Origin of the sequence: Shewanella ulleungensis, assembly GCF_014648315.1 — a bacterium.
GTDB classification, from domain to species: Bacteria; Pseudomonadota; Gammaproteobacteria; order Enterobacterales; family Shewanellaceae; genus Shewanella; species Shewanella ulleungensis.
Genome location: NZ_BMQW01000003.1, coordinates 209,581 through 226,103, shown reverse-complemented (window position 1 = coordinate 226,103; position 16,523 = coordinate 209,581). Strand labels below are relative to the sequence as shown.

Annotated in this window: 13 protein-coding genes, 1 tRNA gene and 1 pseudogene; 9 read left to right on the top strand and 6 right to left on the bottom strand. The window is 40.8% G+C overall.

Features of this window, described 5'->3' with window-relative positions; all coding sequences use genetic code 11:
- Positions 1 to 40: 40 nt before the first annotated feature.
- Entirely contained in the window at positions 41 to 988 is a 948-nt protein-coding gene (gene corA / locus IEY40_RS07730; protein WP_188954902.1) for a magnesium/cobalt transporter CorA, read from the bottom strand.
- Between the two features lie 213 nt (positions 989 to 1,201).
- Entirely contained in the window at positions 1,202 to 2,230 is a 1,029-nt protein-coding gene (yejK, locus tag IEY40_RS07725; protein WP_188954900.1) for a nucleoid-associated protein YejK, read from the bottom strand.
- Positions 2,231 to 2,414: 184 nt separating this feature from the next.
- On the opposite strand from yejK, the gene IEY40_RS07720 reads away from it, so the two are divergent.
- The 3 genes from IEY40_RS07720 (at position 2,415) to IEY40_RS07710 (ending at position 4,826) form a co-directional block, all read left to right on the top strand.
- Positions 2,415 to 2,627 carry a YejL family protein gene (locus tag IEY40_RS07720; RefSeq protein WP_160056483.1) on the top strand — a complete coding sequence of 71 codons (213 nt, stop codon included), beginning with the start codon at positions 2,415 to 2,417 and terminating at the stop codon, positions 2,625 to 2,627.
- 84 nt (positions 2,628 to 2,711) lie between these two features.
- Positions 2,712 to 4,502: a DUF3413 domain-containing protein gene (locus IEY40_RS07715; RefSeq protein WP_188954898.1), complete on the top strand. Its 1,791-nt coding sequence runs from the start codon at positions 2,712 to 2,714 to the stop codon at positions 4,500 to 4,502.
- A gap of 247 nt (positions 4,503 to 4,749) precedes the next feature.
- A tRNA-Pro gene (locus tag IEY40_RS07710) sits at positions 4,750 to 4,826 on the top strand.
- Between the two features lie 242 nt (positions 4,827 to 5,068).
- On the opposite strand, the gene IEY40_RS07705 is transcribed toward IEY40_RS07710, so the two are convergent.
- Positions 5,069 to 6,778 (bottom strand): AMP-binding protein, encoded by a 1,710-nt coding sequence (locus IEY40_RS07705; RefSeq protein WP_188954896.1) that lies wholly within the window; start codon positions 6,776 to 6,778, stop codon positions 5,069 to 5,071.
- 331 nt (positions 6,779 to 7,109) lie between these two features.
- Here IEY40_RS07705 and IEY40_RS07700 point away from each other — a divergent pair, with 331 nt between their 5' ends.
- From IEY40_RS07700 to IEY40_RS07690, 4 genes and pseudogenes are all read left to right on the top strand, one after another.
- A complete protein-coding gene (locus IEY40_RS07700) occupies positions 7,110 to 10,475 on the top strand; it encodes an MHYT domain-containing protein (protein WP_188954894.1) in 3,366 nt (1,121 codons plus the stop codon).
- Positions 10,472 to 11,467, top strand: a complete 996-nt coding sequence (locus IEY40_RS07695) for a response regulator (RefSeq protein WP_283108062.1) — start codon at positions 10,472 to 10,474, stop codon at positions 11,465 to 11,467. Before IEY40_RS07700 ends, IEY40_RS07695 begins: the two co-directional genes overlap by 4 nt.
- Before the next feature lie 107 nt (positions 11,468 to 11,574).
- Positions 11,575 to 11,781, top strand: a pseudogene (locus IEY40_RS20315) (MFS transporter); the annotation flags it as partial.
- Between the two features lie 341 nt (positions 11,782 to 12,122).
- Positions 12,123 to 12,299: a DUF6435 family protein gene (locus tag IEY40_RS07690; RefSeq protein WP_188954892.1), complete on the top strand. Its 177-nt coding sequence runs from the start codon at positions 12,123 to 12,125 to the stop codon at positions 12,297 to 12,299.
- Position 12,300: 1 nt separating this feature from the next.
- On the opposite strand, the gene IEY40_RS07685 is transcribed toward IEY40_RS07690, so the two are convergent.
- On the bottom strand, positions 12,301 to 12,867 hold the full coding sequence (locus IEY40_RS07685) for a helix-turn-helix domain-containing protein (RefSeq protein WP_229777048.1): 567 nt from the start codon (positions 12,865 to 12,867) through the stop codon (positions 12,301 to 12,303).
- A 133-nt stretch (positions 12,868 to 13,000) separates the two neighbouring features.
- Here IEY40_RS07685 and IEY40_RS07680 point away from each other — a divergent pair, with 133 nt between their 5' ends.
- Positions 13,001 to 14,188, top strand: a complete 1,188-nt coding sequence (locus IEY40_RS07680; protein ID WP_188954890.1) for a benzoate/H(+) symporter BenE family transporter — start codon at positions 13,001 to 13,003, stop codon at positions 14,186 to 14,188.
- A gap of 129 nt (positions 14,189 to 14,317) precedes the next feature.
- Entirely contained in the window at positions 14,318 to 14,647 is a 330-nt protein-coding gene (locus IEY40_RS07675; RefSeq protein ID WP_188954888.1) for a hypothetical protein, read from the top strand.
- Between the two features lie 25 nt (positions 14,648 to 14,672).
- Here IEY40_RS07675 and msrQ read toward each other — a convergent pair whose 3' ends face one another.
- Both msrQ and msrP read right to left on the bottom strand, forming a co-directional pair.
- Positions 14,673 to 15,278 (bottom strand): protein-methionine-sulfoxide reductase heme-binding subunit MsrQ, encoded by a 606-nt coding sequence (gene msrQ, locus IEY40_RS07670; protein ID WP_188954886.1) that lies wholly within the window; start codon positions 15,276 to 15,278, stop codon positions 14,673 to 14,675.
- Complete coding sequence (gene msrP, locus IEY40_RS07665; protein WP_188954884.1) at positions 15,278 to 16,315, bottom strand: protein-methionine-sulfoxide reductase catalytic subunit MsrP; 1,038 nt, start codon at positions 16,313 to 16,315, stop codon at positions 15,278 to 15,280. Before msrP ends, msrQ begins: the two co-directional genes overlap by 1 nt.
- Positions 16,316 to 16,523 lie beyond the last annotated feature (208 nt).

Here is a 16,523-nt window from a genome sequence, read left to right as displayed (position 1 = left end):
TTATGAATAAAAATGAGTGACTCAACAGACCATTTGTAAGTTACAACCAACCTTTTCGTTTAAAGAAAAAGTAAGTTCCCGCCGCACTGGCTAACATTAATGCTACAGCCATGGGGTAACCAAAACGCCAATCAAGTTCTGGCATAATATGAAAGTTCATGCCATAGCTACTTGCGATTAAGGTTGGGGGTAAAAATACCACCGCCGATACCGAAAATATCTTAATAATCTTGTTTTGTTGTAAGCCACTAAAGCCCATAGCTGCGTCGAGTAAAAACTGTAATTTATCGAAAATAAACTGACTGTGTGGCATTAATGATTCAATATCGGACAACATTTCACGAATAGATTTTAAGTTCTCATCTGACAAACTTTCACGGTAATAACGTTGCATGTAACGTAAAGACCGCTGAGTATCAAGCAAACTTAAACGGATTTTACCGTTAGAGTCTTCTTGTAAGGTAATGAGTTTAAATACATCATCAAGCTCGTCGTCATTAAACACTTGCTCACCGACATTTTCTAATACGCTATACACGTCTTCGATTAAGTCAGATAAGTAATCCACTTTTAAATTAAATAACTCTAGTAACAAACCTTGCGGAGTGGTGATATCTAAACGACCTAAACGTAAATAGTTACGCAATAAACGGATTAAACCAACATCTTCTTCACGAATGGTCAGTAAAAAATCTTTACGCAAGTTAAATGATACGTTTACTGCGCGCACATCTGAACTAACGCGTTGTGGAAATAACGAGTTAATGTGTAAACCGTCTTGGTTTTGGTAAAAACGTGCCGATGCCTCAATCTCTTTAATATCTTCTTCGTCGGGCACTTCTTCAGCAGAGAACAACCTGAGCCATTGGCGTTCGGCATCATCGGGTTTTAATAAATCTAACCACAATGTCGACTCCGGTACCTTGTCACCAACATTTAATTCAGTGGTTACCAGTTGTCTATTTTGATAGGCGTATGCAGTGATCATCGCTCCCCCAAAGTGTGTTAAACCATTAAAGGCATAACAAACAAAAATGCTCAAAAATTGGCGCTAGTTTACTCAACTAAAGCGTAATGAAAAGCAAAAAACTGATCCACGATGAATAATCGTACCAGTTGACATTAAAAAATGATTATTCAAAATAAAAAAGCGCCCTTAATGGACGCTCATTTAACGATATAAATCACCCTTAATGAATAATTACTCGCCCTTTAAACGTCGGTCTAACTGATCTTTTAAATTAGCCGGTACACCCTTAATTAAAATCGTGTCAGACACAGGATCGTAAATAACTCGCTCGCCTAAATGTCCACCGTCAAAACTTAAGGTTACGCCGCCACCTGTCCCCGAAAACTTCTTTAAACTTCGCAAACTGGCTTTATCTGCTGGGAATTCTTCATCGAGCTCATAACTACCGCCGCAAGCAAAATCATAAAATGAATCCATACCAGAATCGGCTAATTCATCGGCCAAATCTTTTACTTCAATCACCTCACCTGAGTCTGCACGCTCAGAGCAATACTCAAACACTTTATTACGGCATTGCTGGCGTTCATCTTTAGTGAGCTCACTGCCAGCAACAAAATCTTCAACCGCATGGATTAAGGTTTTATTTTGCGCTTTAGTATTAACCCCTTCAACACAACCCATAAAATCTAAAAAGAAATCGGCAACCTTACGGCCCGCGCGACCACGAATAAACGAAATATACTTTCGCGAGCTTTTATCGGCTTGCCACTCAGTTAAATCAATTCGTGCCGCTAATTGAATATTACTTAAATCTAAATGATTATTTTGTGACAATTCCATGTCATCTAATACTGTCATCGACGATTTAGCGCTCAATAACGCCACAAACAAATAATCGCTCGTCATGCTGGTGTAGCAAGACATCAACAAAAAGCCGCCCTGGCTAAAATCATACTTGGCTAGCTCTTGTTGCAATAACTTGCTTGCCTGGCCACTAAACTCAACAAAACCTAAATCGCCGTTGCGGTAACCAGTTAACGCATTCGCAAATTCATCATTGGCTTCGCCATCATCACCGTGAGTACCAAAAAAACCAAAGCCCTTACCCGCTTTACCTGAGTAAGTCTGGTGTAATTCTTCTAACATGGTTTCAACAGCGTTGGTATTCAACAACGGTTGCGGACGTAAACGACAGCGCATTTGTCCCTGACCGTCTTGAGAGATTTCGTGAATAATTGCTTGCTCAATACTAATAGCCATAAGCCTTGTTAACCCTAGTCTGTCGCAGATGATAATTTAAAAAAGAATGATATCAGACCCACCGTATAAATCGAACAAGGGTTTGCGATATTCCTTAATCTATGTCGAATAAAACTTGAGGCGATTAACGGCTAAATCCGTTATTATATGCAGCTAATTCATTTTCTATCGAAGTTTTCTGACTATGGCTATTCAATCTAAATACACCAACACCCAAGTTGAAGCACTTATCAGCGAGCTGCTTGCTACCCTGGCTAAGCACCAAGCGCCTACCGATTTAAGCCTAATGGTATTAGGTAACTGTGTAACCCATTTACTTGACAAAAAAGTGCCTAATGAGTCACGTCAAAAAGTGGCAGAGCAATTTGCAAAAGCGTTAACACAGTCGGTTAAGTAATCGACAAAATAAAATTTATCACTAGGGCTAACAATCAGTTACACTCAGTTAGTCTGTGATGATAACGTAGGAATACGAGTTAAGATGATCGAGCGCAAAAAGCAGCAAATGACACGAGATAACGTGTCGCGTTTAGTTAATTGGGGTCACTGGTTTGCCTTCTTTAATGGCATATTAGCGATGCTAATTGGCGCTCGATATATTGGTAGTGTCGGCTACCCAGAAACCTTTATCGGCTGGGTCTATCTGACCATCAGCACCATTGGACATTTTACCTTTTTAGCCTTCATCGGCTACTTACTGTTTATTTTCCCAATTACTTTATTGCTACCTTATTCTAAAATCCTACGCGGTTTTGCCGCGTTTATTGCTTCGCTCGGACTCTACGCCCTACTCTATGATACGGTTATCTACGATGACTACGGTATTCATTTAAGTCCCTTTGCATTCGACTTAGCCTGGCAAGACCTCAATGCATTACTGCACAGTACCTCTTACATTATTACGCCCATCGTCATTGTGTTAATTGAGTTAACTGCGGCGAATTTTTTGTGGAAACGCATCGACAAAATACAGAAAAAACAATGGGGCAACCGGGTTGTGCTGTTTGTGGGTGCTTGTTTTGTCAGCAGCCACTTATTCCACATATGGGCCGATGCCACCAGCATGACAGAAGTCACCCGCTTCGACGACGCCTACCCAGTGTCTTATCCGGCGACAGCACGCTCGTTTATGGAAAGCCATGGTATCGACAGCAGCATGCAAACGCCTCAGTCGCGCAGTGAGAAATCGCGTAAACTCAGCTACCCAATTAATCCTATGCAGTGCAGTGCCGACACTCAACAAAACGTGTTACTGATTAGCGTCGACAGTCTTCGTGCAGATATGGTCGATAACGAAACAATGCCATTCTTAAGTCAATACCGTAATAAAAATCAACGATTTACTAAGCATTTCAGTGGCGGAACAGATTTCGACACTAGCATGTTTACATTAATGTATGGCTTACAGGGAAACTACAGCGATCGTAAAGAATTTGCGGTCACTAGCCCAATGCTAACCAACATCTTAACTGAGCAGGGTTATGTGCAAGCATTTTTTGCGCCTACCGTGAGTAACGACATAACAAATAGCGCCATGTTTAAAGGGATGCAAATACATGTCAGCGAAGGCGCTAACGGCAGCGCAGATGCAGACATTAATACCATCAATGCTGTAAACGCCTGGCAAGCAAACCAAAAACAACCTTGGTTTGCCTTAGTTAACCTCACCGCGCCAAAAGATTACGATACGCCAATCGGTTTTTTAGGGGTACAAACCATCAAACCGAAAATGGAATTAAAACCTGCGCAAAAGGTATTATTTAATCAATATCGCCAATCACTTAATTTTATTGACCAGCAACTGTCTACATTACTGAATAATGTTAGCGACGACACCGTGGTGATCATTACCGGTACTTATGGGCAAGTGTTTACGAGTAATAGCAGCGACGCGCGTAACGACTTATCGCCAGGCAATGTTAATGTGCCATTAATTATTCATTGGCCAGACACCTATGGTAATAAAGTAAATTACCGCACCAGCCACTACGGTATTGCCCCAACCATACTCAGCCATGTATTGGGTTGTACCAATCCAAGCACCGACTATAGTGCGGGTCGCAGCCTATTAGAACCCAACAGTGAAACATGGGTTTACATCGGCGACAGCCGCCGTTTTGCGATTTACCAAAAGTCTGAAATCACCGTCCTTGATCGATTTGGTAAATACCGTATTTACGATGTCGATTATAAAAAGCGTTTAGATAAAAAAATGAGCGCACCAGAGTTGATACAAGTCATGCGAGAAGGCCGTAGACTCTACAATCAGTAATGGTTTACAGCTAATAATGTTTAATTAATTCTATTTAGTTAGGCTTAAATGCTTTTCACTCATTGTCTACCCAATGATGATATTGATTAAGATACACGAACCATAACTGAATAGTTTATAGCCAATCGGTAAATAGCATATAACTAACTGCTTGCGCTCATTAATTACTGTTGATAAAGTGCATATCCACTTAGTTACCCCAATTGTTATAACTCTCTAAGTGTTGATGTATACAGCAATAAATATTCGGTATGTAGCGCAGCCCGGTAGCGCACTGTCATGGGGTGTCAGGGGTCGGAGGTTCGAATCCTCTCATACCGACCAAATTAACAGTCTAGTGTCGATTCATAGTCGATATTAAACAAAACCCCGTATTAGCCATGCTAATACGGGGTTTTGTTTTAGAGTAAGCTTAATTTGTTAATGGTATTCATGCCTAACCGTTTGCATGATATCAATAATAATCTGGCCCTAAGCAAATGAACTCACAAGTAAATAACCATAATTTCCTACATGTATTTACTCACAACTTAACATGCACATAATCTTATTTCTGTTATAAATCCCTAATTGATTGCGTTGTGTAATTCCTGATACATCAATTCACGCATTTTAAACTTTTGGATTTTACCGGTTACCGTCATTGGATATTGATCGACAAATTTTATGTAGCGCGGCACTTTAAAGTAAGCGAATTTTTCGGTTAAAAAGTGGCGAATATCATCTTCAGAAATCGTGGCATTGGCACGGACTTTAATCCAGGCACAGACCTCCTCACCATATTTGTCGCTTTGTACACCAAACACTGCAGCATCTTGTACATCCTTGTGAGTATAAAGTTTTTCCTCAATCTCCCTCGGATAAATATTCTCGCCGCCACGAATGATCATGTCTTTAATACGGCCAACAATTTGCACATAACCTAACTCGTCCATTTGGCCGATATCACCAGAATGTAACCAACCTGCGCTATCTATAGTGGCTGCCGTTTTAACAGGGTCGTTCCAATATCCTTGCATAACACAATAACCGCGACTACAGACCTCTCCAGGCTGACCAATGGGAAGCACATCACCAAACTCATTAATGATTTTAACTTCAGTGTGCGGCAATGCTCTGCCAACCGTGAGCACTTGTTTCTCTATGGGTGAGTCAATTTCGGTAATGTGATTAAGTGGGCTACATTCAGTTTGCCCATAACCAATTAACACTTCCTTCATGTACATCAAATCTTGTACGCGCCGCATGACCTCTTCAGGACACGTCGCGCCAGCCATTATACCTGTGCGTAATGAGCTCAAATCAAACTGGTTGAATTGCGGATGCTCTAGCTCAGCAATAAACATTGTTGGCACACCATGTAATGCAGTACAACGTTCATTTGCAACTACTTGCAATGTGGTAAGCGGATCAAATGCCTCTCCTGGATATACCGCAGCAGACCCATAAATAATACTACTCAAACTGCCTAGTACCATGCCAAAGCAATGATACAAAGGCACTGGAATACACAATTTATCTGTTTGACTTAACCCCATAGCATCAGCAACTAAATAAGCATTATTTAAGATATTATGGTGTGATAGCGTCGCGCCTTTTGGACTTCCTGTCGTACCTGAAGTAAATTGAATATTAATTGCATCGTGAGCTGTCAACGACTCCGCAATATAATCTAACGCGTGTTTATCTTCTGCGTTAACACCTTGCAATAAATCATTAAAATTAAGCATCCCAGGCGATGTTTCATTGCCCATGCGAATAACATACTCGAGCTCAGGTAACGCTTTGGCCTGTAGTTCACCCACCTCACAAGTAGCTAATTCCGGCAATAGCTCATTTAACATTAACAGGTAATCACTAGACTTAAATTTGTCTGCACATATCACCGCGCGGCAACCAACATTGCCTAATGCATAAGCTAACTCTTCGGGCCGATAAGCTGGATTAATACACACCATTATCGCACCAATTTTTGCCGTGGCAAACTGAGTCAAGCACCATTCAATATTATTTGGCGACCATATTCCAACCCTATCACCAGGTTGAATACCTAGCTTGAGCAATCCAACGGCTAAAGCGTCTATTTGTTCGCAATATTGGCGATAGTTCCAACGAATATTTTGATGATTAACCACTACCGCTAAATTGTCAGGATATTGAGTTGCGATATCGGCTAAATACTGTCCAATCGTCTTAGTGGTAAGTACGGTTGAATTGTTACCATGATACTCACTTGAGCCAAGTGGGAATTGTGTTTGATGTTGTTTAATTGTCATTAAAGCCTCCTTGCGTCCTTTTTTACCAAGCTAACTAAAGAGCTGTGTCACTCACAAGGAAAAAAGCTCATCCTTAGACTAAAGATGCATGGAGAATAATCTTTACAATAGGCCTCGAATTAATTTTCACAATAAAAAAACAATAGAAACAAGATGCTCACAATGTAAAGGAATAATACGCAAAACCGATAACTATAACGCCAACAAGTAATAAAAACATTGATTGGGGACATGTTTTAATTAAAAATTAATCAAAATGCTGGTGTTTTTTAATTTGGCGCCGATACACTCTTTATCAGTCACACTAATTATGGTCATCATCAACGACATTATGCTTGAATCAATACATACTTTTTTTGCTATTCCCGATGATAACCTCTTAATTGTTGGTAACTTTCACCCCCTTGTTGTATTGATTTCTATCTCTATAGCGATATTTGCATCATTTATGGCACTGCAAGTTGCATCACAAGCAGTTACAACATTCAATACATACAAACGTCATATGTTGATATCTTGCGGCAGTTTCGCATTAGGTGGCGGCGTGTGGTCAATGCATTTTATTGGTATGTTAGCGTTTAGTTTATGCACCCCTGTAAGTTATGACATTGGCCTTACGGCACTATCATTTATTCCTAGTATTGCCGCATCTTGGGTAGCACTAAATGTTATCTCTAATGCAAACCCAAAACCGAGTCAGTTTATTATTGGTGGCATTTTAGTCGGTGCAGGCATTGGCACCATGCATTATGTTGGCATGGCCGCCATGGAAATGGCACCACTCTTACGCTATGACATGTTTTACTTTGGTTTATCCATTGTGGTTGCCGTTACATTAGCCATTTTGTCTTTGTGGATCCGCTTTAGTTTGGATAACTTAGGCCGTTTCAAGTTAACGATATTGCACAAGAATATGATCGCGGCGCTGGTGATGGGCTCTGCGATTTCAGCTATGCATTATACTGGTATGGCAGCGGCACGTTTTGTTAGGCCACTTGGGTTTGAGTTTTCCGACCAAACAAAAATGGTATCTCTGTATCTTGGGATTGCGGTAGCCACAATTACTGTCGTCATTATCCTTTTTGTACTAACAGTTAATATGCTATTCAAATATCAAGCATCACTACACCAGGCTAAATTAAGCGAAGCGCGTTACCGTGCGACCATCTCAACCGCCATTGATGGCATTATTACTTTTAACGACAAAGGTAAAATAGAAAGTGGCAACCAAGCTGTCGAAAGCTTATTAGGCTGGCGATTAGAAGATGTTTGCCATCAAGATATTCGTGATTTTATTCCATCGACGTTTATCGACGACTTTAATGCATATCTGTCCAGTTATTCAGATGACACAATAAATAATCAAAAAAGTGATGGCCGCGATGTTGAAGCCCTGCACGTCAATGGAACGACCATCCCAGTTAGAGTCTCAATCGGCCATGCCCGCATTGAAGGAAAAAGCTTATTTGTGATGTATGTAAGTGATCTACGTCATCGCATTGAAATGCAGCGCGCACTGATTAAAAGTGAGGCTCAATTCCGTTCGCTCATTACCAATATTCCCGGCATTGCCTATCGTTGTTTAAATTCAGAAAACTGGCCAATGGTGTTTATCAGTGACGCAGTTGAAGGTATTACAGGCTACCCTGCAAGTGACTATATAGGCCAAGCACCAAAACGTCACTTTTATGAACATGTACATCCGGACGATCTTGAACAAATAGCAAATCAAATCGCAATAGATAAGGTCTTTGTTCTTGAATATCGGATCATTAATGCAAATGGCGACACCCGCTGGTTGTTGGGTTATGGCACTCATGTCGATGGGCTAGACGTTACGGATAAATGGCTCGACGGCTTTGTAATGGATATCACAGAACGTAAAGAAATGGAGCAATCGCTATTGATTGCAAAAGATAAAGCAGAACAAGCAGCATCAGCTAGAGCCGCCTTTTTAGCTAATATGAGTCACGAAATCCGTACACCAATGAATGCAATTATTGGTTTTAGCGACATATTACTCGACGATAATCTGCCCGCTGAACAGCATAAGCATCTAAATACTATTAACCAATCAGCTAAATCATTATTGCATCTTCTTAATGATGTACTCGACAGTGCAAAGCTAGACAAAGGTAAATTTGAATTAGAACTTAGGGATTTCTCTGTCATTGAAGAAGTTGACTCAGTGGTATCGACCTTGTGGCTTCAAGCAAATAGTAAAGGTTTATATTTAAATGTCGACGTAGCACCAGAAGTCGCACAATCTTATCACGGTGCGCCAGATAGGCTCCGCCAAGTACTGACAAATATAATCGGAAATGCAATAAAGTTTACTGCCGAAGGTGGAGTTAGTATAGATGTAGGTATTAAGCCAAGTGGCTGTATTGAATTCTCGATTAATGACACTGGTATCGGCATGACCAAAGAGCAACTCGCACTAGTATTTGATGCATTTGCTCAAGCTGATGCCAGCATGAATCGCCGCTTTGGTGGTACAGGTTTGGGCACAACCATTAGCAAGCAGTTAGTCGAATTAATGGGCGGTAAAATTACCGCTAAGAGCACTTATGGTAAAGGCAGCTGTTTTGCGTTTTCACTACCACTCACACCACCAAAGCAAATATTAAGCGAGACTTCTCCTCTATTAACTAAAAGCCTTAAATCATTAGCGATATTAATTGTTGACGACATTCAACAAAACATTGATTTGCTTACGATTGTAATGAAGCGTCAAGGGCATAGTGTCATCACTGCACGAGATGGAAAACAAGCCTTATTACGCATGCTAAGCGACAAGGTTGATATTGTCTTGATGGATGTGCAAATGCCGATTATGGACGGATTAACCGCATCCCGACTGCGCAGAGAGCAAGAGCGTGAGCAGCAACTACCGCATATGCCAATTATTGCGTTAACCGCCAGTGTTCTGCCTGAAGACCGACTTGCCGCACTCCATGCAGGAATGGATGGATTTGCAAATAAACCGATTGATATCGCGTTGCTTAATCATGAAATAGCTCAAGTATTGCACCTTGAACCCCATGAACACACATCTTTACCCGCACAAGACGTTGTCGATAACAAGCAAGTAGTGAACGACAAAAAAGGCATGGTATTGTGGGGTGATAAAGGCACACTCGTTAAAGAAATTAACGGATTTATGCTTAAACAAAAAGGTTGTGTAGACCAATTACAACAATTAATTGTTGATAATAACTGGCCTGCAGTGCAAGCTCAACTGCATGGATTAAAAGGTTTAGCGGGCAATTTGTCACTCACACAGCTCACTCGATTACTCATCGACGCTGAGCGGCTAGCACTTGTATCATCGGCCGCTGAATTATCAGCATTATTACCAATGATTGAACAAGCATTTGTAAAAATAACTGCCTACCTTGACGCCCAGCAAGCCAATCCTGAAATCGTCGCACCAAGCGTTACTGAGACTGCAAATCACAAAATGGAAATTGCACAACTCAAACAGCTTATCAACCGTATTCGGCTCGCGGCAAAAGACAACGAGTACAATGACGTAGATGTCGATTTACTCATTGCATCAACGGCGATGTTATATCGCCCCAAGTGCCAGTCGATTCAACATGCTTTAGACGACTTTGAATTTGAACAAGCATTAACAGAACTCGACAGCCTTGAGTTGCTTATTAATGCACAGGTAACAGAACTCATTAAATGATATTTAACAGACAAGACAGCAAACAGACCATCCTAATTGTAGATGATGAACCCGCCAACCTTAGAGTATTGAAAAAAATGCTTGAGGAGCAATACAGACTCATATTTGCAAAAAGTGGCGAGGAAGCACTGCGCCTAGTTCAACGTGAACTGCCAAATTTGATTTTGTTAGATGTCATGATGCCAGGCATGACCGGCTTCGAAGTCTGTGAAAAACTGAAAGCTGATCCTCTGAGTAAACCTGTGCCGATTATTTTCGTCACAGCATTGAGTGATGAGGTAGATGAAGCAAAAGGATTTGATGTAGGAGCAGTAGATTACATTACTAAGCCTGTATCTCCAGCAGTGGTCAAAGCTCGGGTTCGGACGCACTTATCGTTAGTCCAAGCTGACGATCTGCGTCGCACCCGTTTACAAGTTATTCAACGTCTAGGCCGCGCATCAGAATACAAAGACAATGAAACCGGTATGCACATTATGCGCATGAGCCATTTTTCTAAAATAATTGCCTTAGCATATGGGTTGTCAGAATTTGCCGCAGACAATTTGTTGCACGCAGCACCAATGCACGATATAGGTAAAATTGGTATTCCCGATAGCATTATGCTCAAACCAGGGAAGCTAACTGAAGAAGAATTTACCATCATGAAGACTCACCCTGAAATTGGGGCTGAAATTCTCGGTGACTCTGATTCAGATTTAATTGCGCTTGCTAAAGTGGTATCGCTGACCCATCACGAAAAATTTGACGGTAGTGGCTATCCTAAAGGCTTAAAAGGTGAAGAAATACCAATTGAAGGGCGCATCGTTGCTATAGCTGATGTATTTGACGCACTCACCAGTAAACGTCCTTACAAAGAAGCCTGGACGGTTGAGCAAGCTATGGACTTTATTGAAAGCCAAAGCGGTAAACATTTTGACCCAGAATTAGTGGTGTTATTTCAACAATGTTTACCCAGTATTTTGTACATTAAACAACGCTGGCAAGATTAGCATTTCACCTTGTTAATTTATTTTCATCACGTGTAAATATTCTCTTTTTAATACATTCACTAAATTGATAATTAAGCCAGCTCTGCTGGCTCAATTGTTCTTCATTTATAGGACATTTATGGCCTCGGCAGACAACAGCGCACCGGAACTCAATCGTAACAATACTTGCTATAGGAACCTTTATTTTAGGGTTGTCTGAGTTTGCCATAATGCCCAAGCTGCCGCTCATTAGCGAAACTGTTGCCTGAACACCATCACAGGGTAGTTATGCAATAAGTGCTTATGCCATCGGTGTAGTGATAGGAGTTGAGTTGGCGGCATCGCGATTGCCAATGGCGCAATGCCTAACGAAACAGGTTATGTTGCTGCAGCATTGTTTATTGGTGGATTTATGATGTGGGTGGTGAGTTACCTACAAATGCACAATAATCAGACTCCCCTTGAGCCCTGCAATGCCTAAACAATAACGATCAATTACCGAAAACAGGACAATAATCGATTAACTCATTTAGTTATCGGCATATGCTTATGGATGATTACCATTAAGCTTAATAGGTTACATCAAATGTGAATATATTATTCAACCACACTAGACCAAATCACATCTTGGATCGTATTAAGCATTACCAACTACAAAACTAAATTGAGCAAGACTATGTTTTCATTTTTAAAACCAGATCCGGTCAAAAAACTACGTAAAACTTACGATCAAAAACTTGAACAAGCGATGCAGGCGCAGCGCAAAGGTGACATTAAAACTTATTCGTTATTAACCGCCGAGTCGGAAAGCATTTGGCAAGAGATCGAAGCGCTAGAACAGACCAGTAAATAGCTTAAGCTTTATTACTCAGTGGATAACTAACAATATTTTGAAATATCGCGGTTTCGCTCAAAGCATGATAACCATGGGGTTGGTCTGCAAAAAAACGGCTACTTTGACCGCTAGTGAGTGTTTGCCATTCACCACCACTAAACAGTGCTAACTCTCCTTGTAACACAATCACATGTTCAATCACCCCAACACTGTGGGGTGTCGACATTTGTTGATGATATCCGCTTAAGATAATTTCAAACATTTCAAAACGCGTCTGTGTATTAAACGTAAATATGTTCTTAATAAGCATGTTAGGATCATCAGGAAATGTTTTCTCTCTGATTACATCGCCATGCGGTGACGACATAAATGCTGAAAACGATGTGTCCAAGCCACTAGAGATTTTCCATAACGTTGCAATAGTTGGGCTCGATTCTTGACGTTCAATTTGGCCTAACATCGCTTTAGATACTCCAGTCAGTTTTGCGGTGGCATCTAAACTCAATGCCTTCGCTGTTCGCAATGCTTTTAAATGTTTTGCCATGTGGGCTTTAATATTCATATATGCTAACGCTATTTGAGTCATATTGCCGCTAATTATACGCTACTTTGAAACTATTGTGCGTTATAACATCCAGTGATATATTGCCTTTCAATAATGTGCGCTTTAACGCACATCAGAAAAACCCTTTTATCCCTAGTTTATACAACGCATTGCAATGGACTTTATTATGAATAAACAAGGCGTTGAAATCAGCCATATCTCAGCTGGATTTACGGCGGTACTGGTCGGTTATACCAGCTCTGTGATGATTGTTATCCAAGCGGCAACTCAGGCAGGCGCCAACGCTGCACAAGTGAGTAGTAGTTTATTCGCTTTAGGCTTAATCATGGGGGTAACGTCGATTGGTTTTTCTTGGTATTACAAAACGCCAATCTTGACTGCATGGTCAACACCCGGAGCTGCGATGTTGATTGGCGTTGTCGGTGAGTTCAGTTTAAAGCAAGTAATTGGAGCATATATTATTTCAGCAGGATTGATCACCATAAGTGGATTAATTAAACCGTTAACTCGTGGGTTATCATCTATTCCTCCAGCACTCGCTTCGGCCATGTTAGCGTCGATATTACTGCCATTTTGTGTCAAAGCATTTATGCCATTGTCCAATGAACCCATGTTGTTTTGCTTGCTGTTCATCAGCTTTATACTCGCCAAACAATGGTTACCCAGATATACCATGACCATCTTATTAATCGTCGCTATAGGATATGCCATTCATGCTGACGTATTTAACGCCACCATTCGTCAACAATTCAATTTATCCATCTCCTCACCCATTTTGATATCACCTGAGTTCAACCTTTTAAGCATACTCAATATCAGTATTCCTTTATATATTATTACAATGCTATCGCAGAATTTACCGGGTATAGCCATGTTAAAAAACTATGGCTATCAGGCTCATGGAAAACCACTTTTATTTGGCACGGGTATTTCAAATATATTACTGGCACCGTTTGGCGTGTTTAGCGTTAATCTTGCTGCAATATCAGCAGCTATTTGTATGGACAGCAGCGTTGATGACGATCCTAATCAACGATATCGCGCAACAATATGGGCCGGTGGCTTTTACATTCTTGCTGGATTGTGGGCCAGCGCGGTAGTGGCATTATTTTTGGCATTGCCGGAAAGCATTGGCGATATGCTCGCAGGGCTAGCACTAATGGGAACCTTATTGATGTGTCTTCATAGCGCTTTTGATGCAGTTGAATACCGAGAGTCTGCATTATTAACCTTTGCTTGCACCTTGTCAGGGATCAGTTTTTTAGGCATTGGAGCTGCGGTTTGGGGATTACTATTTGGATTAGCACATCTTGGGATAACCAAAAACAAAAGTGGCAAATAGAGATAACCTGACATAACAGTAATTAAACATGGCTAATATGTGAGCAAACATCAGGAATGTGTTCGCAATAACGCCTATGCTAGTAACTCAAATTCATTGTGAATTTGACGTTTCATTGGAGGCAACATTATGTGGTGGAGAGTAATCATCATTACGTTAGCTTTTCTATTATTAGGCGCACACTTTCTTCGTTTTAGTCAAACCGAATGGGCCATCATCGCGTGCGTAATGCCGCTATTGATGTTTATTCGTCACAATGTCATAAGCCAGTTTCTTAAGTTCACTTTGGTATTAAGTGTCATTTTTGTTTGGGCTGTGACCACATTTAACTTTATTGATATGCGCATTACCCTGTCAGAACCCTGGCTCAGACTTGCAGTGATCATGTCTTGCGTGATGTTATTTACCTTATTTGCCGCCTTTTGCACTAACGGCCTAAACCACAGATTACGTCACTAACTCGATTTGTTAATGACAAAATGAATTAACGCTTCGGCGTAAGCCATTTTTTAATACTGATTCGACGGTAAAACAATAACGCGGCGAATACCACAATATAAATGCTTGGCTCAATAATCTCTGATTTTACCGACCAATAAAAGTGGATCGGTGCTAACAGTGCAACTACATAAATCCAATTATGCAATGATTGCCATTGTTTACCCATTTTGCGCTTTATTTTGATCGGTGAGGTTAACGTTAGCAGTACCACGATAATCAACGCGGCGGCACCAACTAAAATGTACGGCCGTTTAATCACTTCCTCAAACAATAATCCCCATGCGAACAGTAAATCTAAACTAACAAAAGCACTAATGTGCAGTAATGCATATGCACATACATATAAACCAACTAAACGTCGGGTTTGCATAAGCGCAGCTAATTTAAACCGCTTCGCTATTGGTGAAATCAATAAGGTGGCAATTAAGCTATTTATCGCCCCCATACCGGTGTAATGGATAATATATTGCACCGGATCGCCACCGGCATTGTCAGTGAGCACAAGCGCAACAAGATACAATGCAGGCAATAAAAATACTATGTGCAATAACACTTTAAGCCAAAACACACCACGGGGGCTTAAACGCATTAGTAAAACTTCCTTAAATCCATGTTTTTATATAAATTGGCAACAAAATCACCATAGCCGTTGAACATTTGCGTAGGAATACGTTTAGCCGAAAACAACCCGCCCTCGCCTATACTTCGCTCGCTTGCCTGTGACCAACGTGGATGATCCACTTCAGGATTTACGTTGGCATAAAAGCCATATTCGTTTGACGCAAGTTGATTCCAACTGGTGGGTGGTTGCTTATCCATCACGCGGATCCGCACGACCGATTTAATGCTCTTAAAGCCGTATTTCCAAGGTACAACTAAGCGAATTGGCGCGCCATTCTGTGGCGGCAAGGTTTTACCATAAAGGCCAACAGCTAAAAATGGTAACTCGTTCATTGCCTCAGCAATGGTTAAACCTTCAACATAAGGATAATGGATACCTCCGCCCATTAACCGACTTTTTTGTCCTGGCATTTGCTCTGGATCAAACAAGGTTTCAAACGCAACATGGGTCGCATTTGATTTAATCCCAGCTTCTTTTAGAAGGGTTGCCAGTGAAAAACCAACCCAGGGAACCACCATCGACCAGGCTTCAACACAACGTAAACGGTAAGTACGCTCTTCAAGGGCAAAGCGCTTGGTTAACGCTTGTAAATCTAAAGTAATCGGTTTATCAACAAGACCATCAATCACCAATGTCCAAGGGTCGATGTTAAAACCTTGAGCGTTATCAAATGGATCAGACTTACTAGTACCAAACTCATAAAAATTATTATGGCGGGTCACTTTATCTTCAGGCGTGCTGACATCTGGTAACACAAATTGTCGCGGAGTTGAATAATTTAAGCTTTGAGTGGTAAAAGGATTGTTGGCTTTTTGCTCACCAAACAAATCAAATATTCCCGCTTGCACCTGCCCGGGTAAACTGGCACCTAATGCACCTAAACCTAAAGCTTTAATAATATTACGGCGGTCATTAAACACCGACTCAGGCGTTACTTGATTGTCAGCGACATGCCATGGGGCTCGTTGCAATATGCCTTGAGTAAATCGATTTTTACGCGCCATAAATCACCTCTTAAAAAGCTTATACTGAGTTATTTTCTGCCATATATAATGAATAGACAGATAAACTGATGTTTTTATTTCAATTGACTTAAAAATACTCATTAATGCTTTTTACCAAAAGCCTGATATTACTGACTATACGGCTTCACCACTGGATTAGATTCAAATTTAATCATTAACAATAAAAAATCATAAAATCATGATTTTG

What these genes read in the sequence shown, in the direction of transcription:
- IEY40_RS07675 (WP_188954888.1), top strand. Translation starts at nt 14,318, where the DNA reads ATGTGGTGGAGAGTAATCATCATTACGTTAGCTTTTCTATTATTAGGC.
- IEY40_RS07690 (WP_188954892.1), top strand. Translation starts at nt 12,123, where the DNA reads ATGTTTTCATTTTTAAAACCAGATCCGGTCAAAAAACTACGTAAAACT.
- IEY40_RS07705 (WP_188954896.1), bottom strand. Translation starts at nt 6,778, where the DNA reads ATGACAATTAAACAACATCAAACACAATTCCCACTTGGCTCAAGTGAG.
- msrQ (WP_188954886.1), bottom strand. Translation starts at nt 15,278, where the DNA reads ATGCGTTTAAGCCCCCGTGGTGTGTTTTGGCTTAAAGTGTTATTGCAC.
- msrP (WP_188954884.1), bottom strand. Translation starts at nt 16,315, where the DNA reads ATGGCGCGTAAAAATCGATTTACTCAAGGCATATTGCAACGAGCCCCA.
- IEY40_RS07700 (WP_188954894.1), top strand. Translation starts at nt 7,110, where the DNA reads ATGCTTGAATCAATACATACTTTTTTTGCTATTCCCGATGATAACCTC.
- yejK (WP_188954900.1), bottom strand. Translation starts at nt 2,230, where the DNA reads ATGGCTATTAGTATTGAGCAAGCAATTATTCACGAAATCTCTCAAGAC.
- IEY40_RS07680 (WP_188954890.1), top strand. Translation starts at nt 13,001, where the DNA reads ATGGACTTTATTATGAATAAACAAGGCGTTGAAATCAGCCATATCTCA.
- IEY40_RS07720 (WP_160056483.1), top strand. Translation starts at nt 2,415, where the DNA reads ATGGCTATTCAATCTAAATACACCAACACCCAAGTTGAAGCACTTATC.
- corA (WP_188954902.1), bottom strand. Translation starts at nt 988, where the DNA reads ATGATCACTGCATACGCCTATCAAAATAGACAACTGGTAACCACTGAA.
- IEY40_RS07695 (WP_283108062.1), top strand. Translation starts at nt 10,472, where the DNA reads ATGATATTTAACAGACAAGACAGCAAACAGACCATCCTAATTGTAGAT.
- IEY40_RS07685 (WP_229777048.1), bottom strand. Translation starts at nt 12,867, where the DNA reads ATGACTCAAATAGCGTTAGCATATATGAATATTAAAGCCCACATGGCA.
- IEY40_RS07715 (WP_188954898.1), top strand. Translation starts at nt 2,712, where the DNA reads ATGATCGAGCGCAAAAAGCAGCAAATGACACGAGATAACGTGTCGCGT.